6 protein-coding genes and 1 pseudogene are annotated in these 6,964 nt (G+C 70.1%); 2 read left to right on the forward strand and 5 right to left on the reverse strand.

The window, feature by feature from the left end:
• Positions 1–12: 12 nt before the first annotated feature.
• A complete protein-coding gene (locus VI238_RS18645) occupies positions 13–378 on the forward strand; it encodes a hypothetical protein (protein WP_331653977.1) in 366 nt (121 codons plus the stop codon).
• An 83-nt stretch (positions 379–461) separates the two neighbouring features.
• Here VI238_RS18645 and VI238_RS18650 read toward each other — a convergent pair whose 3' ends face one another.
• The 4 genes from VI238_RS18650 to VI238_RS18665 form a co-directional block, all read right to left on the reverse strand.
• On the reverse strand, positions 462–1,301 hold the full coding sequence (locus VI238_RS18650; RefSeq protein WP_331653978.1) for an FkbM family methyltransferase: 840 nt from the start codon (positions 1,299–1,301) through the stop codon (positions 462–464).
• A 237-nt stretch (positions 1,302–1,538) separates the two neighbouring features.
• Positions 1,539–2,816, reverse strand: coding sequence for a serine--tRNA ligase (serS, locus tag VI238_RS18655; protein WP_331653979.1), 1,278 nt, complete (start codon positions 2,814–2,816; stop codon positions 1,539–1,541).
• Between the two features lie 47 nt (positions 2,817–2,863).
• Positions 2,864–4,045, reverse strand: coding sequence for an MFS transporter (locus VI238_RS18660; RefSeq protein ID WP_331653980.1), 1,182 nt, complete (start codon positions 4,043–4,045; stop codon positions 2,864–2,866).
• Positions 4,046–4,120: 75 nt separating this feature from the next.
• A complete protein-coding gene (locus VI238_RS18665; protein ID WP_331653981.1) occupies positions 4,121–5,398 on the reverse strand; it encodes an MFS transporter in 1,278 nt (425 codons plus the stop codon).
• A 72-nt stretch (positions 5,399–5,470) separates the two neighbouring features.
• Here VI238_RS18665 and VI238_RS18670 point away from each other — a divergent pair, with 72 nt between their 5' ends.
• Complete coding sequence (locus VI238_RS18670; protein WP_331653982.1) at positions 5,471–6,088, forward strand: TetR/AcrR family transcriptional regulator; 618 nt, start codon at positions 5,471–5,473, stop codon at positions 6,086–6,088.
• Positions 6,089–6,193: 105 nt separating this feature from the next.
• On the opposite strand, the pseudogene VI238_RS18675 reads toward VI238_RS18670, so the two are convergent.
• Positions 6,194–6,964 (reverse strand): annotated as a pseudogene (locus VI238_RS18675) (recombination factor protein RarA); the annotation flags it as partial.

Below are 6,964 nucleotides of genomic sequence, written 5' to 3' on the forward strand. Positions count from 1 at the left end.
GTGGCGAGGCGAATGGGCTTGCCGGACGCCGCGATGGAGGACGGTACGACCGTCTCGAAGCGCGCCACGTTCCAGCTCGCGGGGACGGCCGGGAGCGTCGCCGAGTGGCCGCACGCACAATGGCATCCGCCGCTTCCGCCATGCCAGCACGGTGCGGCATCCGCGTCGTCGTGTGCGATCGGCGACGCGGATGCGAGCGCGCTGGCCGCATCGACCGTGGCCGGCTCCGTGCCCGCGCCCACACCGTCGGCGAGGCACAACGCGGCGACCGCGCTCTGGCAGACCACGAGCAGCGCCAACAGCCAGGCCACCGCCAGGACACGGCGGCGCACTCGGCTCTTGAACGGACGCGAGGTCGAAGTCATCGGCGAAGGCTAGCGTTCGCGTGCGCCGTTACACAATTGCGCTCGCACGCCTGGCCGGCGGCGGCGTCGCACGCATGCCCTCGCGGCGTCGCGCGATCAGTCGCGCGCGGCGGCGAGCAGGCGCGTCGCTTCGCGCGGAGGGCGCCCGTCCCTCGCCTTGAGCTCGCGATACACGTCCTCGCGCACGAACGTGCGCTTGAGGTTCGGGGTCGAATGCACGAGCACGTAGCCGGCCTTGCGCAGGCGCGCGCACGTGCGCCTGATCCGGAAGTGGAACGCGCGGCTCTTCGGGTGATACACCTCGTCGAACTCGACGAGGATCGCCTTGATGTCGAGCCGGTCCTCGAGGATCGCGTCGATGACGCGGTACTCGGCGCCCTCGATTTCGATCTTCACGAGGTCCACCGCACGGTGGTCGAGCGACTTCATGAGATTGCCGAGCCGGTCCACCGGCGCCTCGATGGTCTTTGCCGAATCCTCGAACAGGCACGCCGAATACGACGCGTAGTCGTGTTGTTGCGGGTCGCGGAAAGTGAGCACGGTCTTTTCGTCCCACACGCCGACCGGTACGAAGCGGATCCGCGCGAGCTGCTCGGCGCTCACCTGGTAGGTGTACGGGTGCTGGATCGCCTTGGTGCGGAACGGCTCGCCCGCGGCGACATGCCGCTCGAGCTCGGCGAAATGGTCGATCCCGTACGGCGTCGGGTCGAAGATCACGACGCGGCAACCGTAGAGCGCCTGCAATTCGACATCGAAGGAAATGTCCTCCCCCGCGCCGATGCAATAACAGATGGACTCGGGGCCGAGCAGGCCTTCAGGCACCCAGTAGCTGTGCCGGCGCCAGCCGACCGCCCGCATCGACGCGAGCGGCTTCACGCCGGACTGGTGATGGATGCCGAGAAGCCTCTTCAGGAACGACGCCGGACCAGGCCACATGGTGCCCCACCCCTCGCGGACGGAATTTTCGATCGGAGCACGGCCGGCGACCGCCCGACCACGCCCGCACGCGGCCGCGCGCGCATCGATGCCGGATCATAGGTGCGAAGCGCCGGCGTCGCAAACGCGCCGCGCGCGATGCGGGCCCGCACGGTTTGCCGCTGGATGCGCGAGGGCGCGCCACGCGAATCCGCGCGATCCGGGTCCAGGATCGCCGCCCACGCGGATCCGACCGGATCAGGCGATGCGCTCGGCGCCACCCATGTAGCGACGCAGCACCTCGGGCACGCCGATCGAGCCGTCGGCGTTCTGGTAGTTCTCCATCACCGCGATGAGCGCGCGGCCGACCGCGACGCCCGAGCCGTTGAGCGTGTGCACGAGTTCGGGCTTGCCGGTGTCCGGGTTGCGCCAGCGTGCCTGCATGCGGCGCGCCTGGAAATCGACGCAGTTCGAGCACGAGGAGATCTCGCGGTAGGTGCCTTGCGACGGCAGCCAGACTTCGAGGTCATAGGTCTTGGTCGCGGTAAAGCCCATGTCGCCCGTGCAGAGCAGCATGCGCCGGTACGGCAGGCCGAGCCGCTCGAGCACGACTTCCGCGCAGCGCGTCATGCGCTCGTGCTCGTCGAAGCTGTCGGCCGGCTTCGCGATGCTGACGAGCTCGACCTTCTCGAACTGGTGCTGGCGGATCATGCCGCGCGTGTCGCGCCCGTGCGATCCGGCCTCGGCGCGGAAGCAGAGCGAGTGCGCGGCCATGCGCAGCGGCAGCCGGTCGGCCTCGACGATGTCCTCGCGCACGATGTTCGTGAGCGACACCTCCGCGGTCGGGATCAGGTAGCGACGCGATTCCCCGACGCGCGTCGCGAACAGGTCTTCCTCGAACTTCGGCAACTGGCCGGTACCGTGCATCGCGTCGGCGTTGACGATCAGAGGCACGTTGCATTCGAGGTAGCCATGCTCGCCGACGTGCAGGTCGAGCATGAACTGCGCGAGCGCGCGGTGCAGGCGCGCGAGCTCGCCGCGCAGCACGGTGAAGCGCGCACCGGACAGCTTCGCGCCGGCATCGCCGTCGAGCCAGCCCTTGTGTGCGCCGAGCTCGACGTGGTCCTTCACCGCAAAGTCGAACGAGCGGGGCGTACCCCAGCGACGTTGCTCCACGTTTGCCGCCTCATCGCTGCCTTCTGGCACCGATTCATGCGGCAGGTTCGGGATGCCGAGCGAAAGCGTCGCGAGGCGCTCCTGTACGTCGGCGAGCGTCTGCTCGTTCGCCTTGAGGCGGTCGCCGATGCCGGCGACCTCGGCCATCAGGGCGGTCGTATCCTCGCCTTTCGCCTTCGCCTGTCCGATCGCCTTCGAACGCGTGTTGCGCAGGTTCTGCAACTCCTGCGTCTCGGTCTGCACGCGCTTGCGCTCGGCTTCGATCGCCTCGAACGCGGCGACGTCGAGCGTATAGCCGCGCGTGGCGAGGCGCCGGGCGGTGTCGGCGAGGTGGCCGCGCAGCAGGGCGGGGTCGAGCATGGGCAATCCGGGCGTGGGAGAGCCGCGAATTATAGTGGAACCGACGCTCAATCCGCGCCGGCGCGGATCGGCCCGACCCAGAATCGCAACACCGCGACCGCGGCGAGTGCGCAGGCGGCGCCGAACGCGAACGCCGCCAACGGAGACACGCCGGACCAGATCCAGCCGAACAGGAGCGAGGCCGGCAGCAACAGGATGCCGGCGACGAGGTTGTACCAGCCGTAAGCGCTGCCGATGCGTTCGCGCCGCACGAGGTCGGCGACGAGCGCCTTCTCGGTGCCCTCGAGCGCGGCCGTCACCGCGCCATAGCCCGCGAACGCGATCCACAGCGCCCAGTCCGCCGCGGGCAGCAGGCCGATCGCGAGGTAGGCGATCGCATAGGCGAACCAGGCGACGCCGAGCACGCGTCCCCTGCCCCAGCGGTCCGACAACGCCGACAACGGCGTCGACAATACCGCCGCGATGAACGAATACAGCGCCCACATCAGCGTCGTGCGCGTCGCGCTCGCACCGAGTTCGTTCGCGCGCAGCAGCAGGAACATGTTCGACGCGTTGCCGAGCGTGAACAGCGCGAGCGCGACGAGATAGCGCCGGAACGGCGACGGCAGGTCGCCGAGCGTCCAGCGCAGCGGTTCCTTGCGCGGGGCGGGCGCGCGGTGCGGCTCGGGCACTGCGAATGCGAGCACGAGGACGACGACGGCAGGCACGGCCGCGAGCAGGAACACGTTGCGCAGGCCGACGCCGGCCGCGAGCAGTGCGGCCGCGGCCAGCGGTCCGATCACGGCGCCGAGATTGTCCATCGCGCGATGGAAGCCGAACGCGAGCCCGCGCTGGCCGGGTTCGACGCTGAGGCTGATCAGCGCGTCGCGCGGCGCCGAGCGCAAGCCCTTGCCGACGCGATCGGCGAATCGGCAGGCGAGCACGCCGAACCAGCTCGTCGCCAGCCCGATCAGCGGCCGCGCGAAGCCCGCGATGCCGTAGCCGGCGATGACCCACGCGCGCACCTTGCCGCTGCGGTCGGCGAGCGCACCCGCGAACAGCTTGAGCACGCTCGACACCGCCTCGGCGATGCCCTCGATCAGGCCGAGCGCCTTCGGCCCGGCCATGAGCACGGACGCGAGATAGATCGGCACGAGCGGATAGATCATGTCGCTCGCGGCGTCGTTGACGAGGGAGATCAGGCTGACCAGCCAGACCGTGCGCGGCAGCGAACGGACGCCGCGGATCATCGCTTCGGTTCCTGCACGACCATGTTCGCGGCTCCTTCGGGATGCCGCGATTATCGCGTATCGGAGTGCGCCTGCTCAGGCGGTCGCGAGCGCTGCCTCGCCACGCCGTGCGCGCACCTGCAACGCGAGCACGGCGGCGACCACGCCGGTCGCGCCGGCGATGATGAACGCATAGAAGTAGTCGCCCTGAACGGTGCGCATCGCACCGGCGAAGAACGCCGCGCACGCGGCGCCGAGCTGGTGGCCGGCCACGACCCAGCCGAACACGACCGGCGCGTCGCGCTCGCCGAACGCCTCGTTGGCGAGGCGCAAGGTCGGCGGCACCGTCGCGATCCAGTCGAGGCCGTAGAACACGGTGAACACGCCGAGGCTGTAGAACGAGAAGTCCGAGAACGGCAGGAACACGAGTGACAGCCCGCGCAGGCCGTAGTAGGCGAACAGCAGCTTGCGCGCGTCGTAGCGATCCGTGAGCCAGCCCGACAGCGTCGTACCGACCAGATCGAACGCGCCCATCGCCGCGAGCAGGCCCGCCGCCTGCACTTCGCTGAGCCCGCGATCGCTGCACATCGCGATGAAATGCGTGCCGATGAGGCCGTTGGTGGTGAAGCCGCAGATGAAGAAGGTGCCGAACAGGAACCAGAAATTGCGCTGCCGGGCGGCGCGCGCGAGCGTGCCGAACGTCGCCTGCAGGAGGTTGCCTGCCGCCGCCGGAGCGCGCGCGATCGGCGCATCGGCGGACGCGCCATAGGGGCGAAGGCCGACGTCGGCGGGATGCTCCGGCAGCAGCCACAGTGCGAGCGGAACCAGCAGCGCACTCGCGCCCGCGACCGTCCACACGACCGGCTTCCAGCCGCCCGATTGCGCGAGTGCGGCGAGCACGGGCATGAAGACGAGCGTGCCGGTCGCCGCACTCGCCGTGAGCAGCCCCATCATGAGGCCGCGTCGTTCGACGAACCAGCGGTTGACGACCGCGGCGCCGAGCACGACCGCGACGCAGCCGGTGCCCACGCCCGTGAGCACGCCCCAGGTGAGCACGAGGTGGGCCGGGGAGGTCATGAACGCACTCGCCGCGCTCGACGCGGCCATCAGCACGAGCGCGACGACGAGCACCGTGCGGATGCCGAAGCGCTGCATCAGCGCGGCCGCGAACGGGCCGGTGAGGCCGTACAGGAAGATGCCGATCGCCGCGGACAGCGAGATCACGTCGCGGCTCCAGCCGAATGCGTGCTCGAGCGGAACGATGAGGACGCCTGGCGTCGCACGCAGGCCGGCGGCGACGAGCAGCGACAGGAACACGACCGCAGTCGCGACGAATGCATAGTTCTGGCCAAGCCGCCGCGCGAGGGCTATCATGATGTTACCTACCGGTACGTCTTATGGATCCCGAATGTTACTTACCGGTACGTACACAGGTCAAGAGCGATCATGAAGAAGTCCCCACCCCCTGCCCGAGCCGTGCGCCGGCCGGACGCGGCCGCCAGCCCGCCGCGCGCCGCGGAACGCATCCGCGAAAGCGCGCGCGAACTGTTCTACCGCGAGGGCATCCGCGCGATCGGCGTCGACGAGATCGTCAGCCGCGCCGGCGTGACCAAGCCGAGCCTGTATCGCAGCTTCGCGTCCAAGGACGAGCTCGCGGCGGCCTACCTCGAGGACTACGATGCCGCGTTCTGGGAGCGCTTCGACGAGGGCGCGGCCGAGCACCCCGACGATCCGCGCGCGCAGCTGCTGGCATACCTCGCCGGCCTCGCGCAGCGCGCGACGAAGGCGGGCTACCGCGGTTGCGGCCTCACCAATGCAGCGGTCGAATATCCCGAGCCTGGCCATCCGGCGCGCAAGGTCTCCGAGGCGCACAAGCGGGCGCTGCGCGAGCGCCTCGTCGGGATGGCGCGACAGATGGGCGCGCGCGACGCGCAGGCGCTCGGCGACGGCCTGTTGCTGCTCATCGAAGGCACGTTCGCGAGTGGCCAGCTGTTCGGCAAGGGCGGCCCCGCGCGAGCGCTCGTCGCCAGCGCCGAACGACTCATCGACGCAAGCGTGAAGTAGGCGTCCGCGGACGCGCGGCCGACGTCCGCAAGCGGCCGCAGCGACCATGCCTTCGCGTCACCCTGCAGGCGGCATCGCGTCTTCCGCCCGCGCCACGCGCGCCCGCTAGGCTCCGCGATCGCGCGCCTTGCGCCGCCGTGCGCGCAACGCCTCGAGCTTTTCGCGGAACTTGCCTTCGAGGCCGCGCTCGGTCGGTTGGTAAAACGTCGCGTCGGCGAGCGCATCGGGCAGGCATTGCTGGTCGAGCGCCACGCCGCCCTCGACGTCATGGTCGTAACGATAGCCGGCGCCGTAGCCGAGCCCCTTCATGAGTTTCGTCGGCGCGTTGCGCAGGTGCATCGGCACGTCGAGCGTACCGCTTTCGCGCACGACCTCCCGCACGCCGTTGAACGCGGCGTAGGCCGCATTGCTCTTCGGCGCGACGGCGAGGTAGAGCGCGAGTTCGGCAAGACCGAGTTCGCCTTCGGGACTGCCGAGGCGATCGTAGGTCTCCCAGGCATCGAGGGCCATGCGCCACGCGCGTGGATCGGCGAGCCCGATGTCCTCGACCGCCATGCGCGTCATGCGTCGCGCGAGGTAGGCGCGATCGACGCCGCCATCGAGCATGCGCGCGAGCCAGTACAGCGCGGCGTCGGGGTCCGACGACCGCACCGACTTGTGCAGCGCCGAGATCTGGTCGTAGAACTGCTCCCCGCCCTTGTCGAAGCGGCGCGTGCGGTCGGCGAGCACCTGCTCGAGCGTGGCCGCGTCGACGATGCCGTCGCGGGCGAGTTCGGCCGCGATCTCGAGGAAGGTCAGCGCACGGCGGACGTCGCCTTCGGCCGCGCGCGCCATCGCCGCCAGCGCGTCGTCGTCGACGCGCAGCCCGAGCGCGCC

Source organism: Dokdonella sp. (genome assembly GCF_036518555.1).
In the GTDB taxonomy this organism is placed as follows: domain Bacteria; phylum Pseudomonadota; class Gammaproteobacteria; order Xanthomonadales; family Rhodanobacteraceae; genus Dokdonella_A.

Coding starts and splice junctions, on each gene's coding strand:
- VI238_RS18645 (WP_331653977.1), top strand. CDS start 13: ATGGGCTTGCCGGACGCCGCGATGGAGGACGGTACGACCGTCTCGAAG.
- VI238_RS18650 (WP_331653978.1), bottom strand. CDS start 1,301: ATGTGGCCTGGTCCGGCGTCGTTCCTGAAGAGGCTTCTCGGCATCCAT.
- serS (WP_331653979.1), bottom strand. CDS start 2,816: ATGCTCGACCCCGCCCTGCTGCGCGGCCACCTCGCCGACACCGCCCGG.
- VI238_RS18660 (WP_331653980.1), bottom strand. CDS start 4,045: ATGATCCGCGGCGTCCGTTCGCTGCCGCGCACGGTCTGGCTGGTCAGC.
- VI238_RS18665 (WP_331653981.1), bottom strand. CDS start 5,398: ATGATAGCCCTCGCGCGGCGGCTTGGCCAGAACTATGCATTCGTCGCG.
- VI238_RS18670 (WP_331653982.1), top strand. CDS start 5,471: ATGAAGAAGTCCCCACCCCCTGCCCGAGCCGTGCGCCGGCCGGACGCG.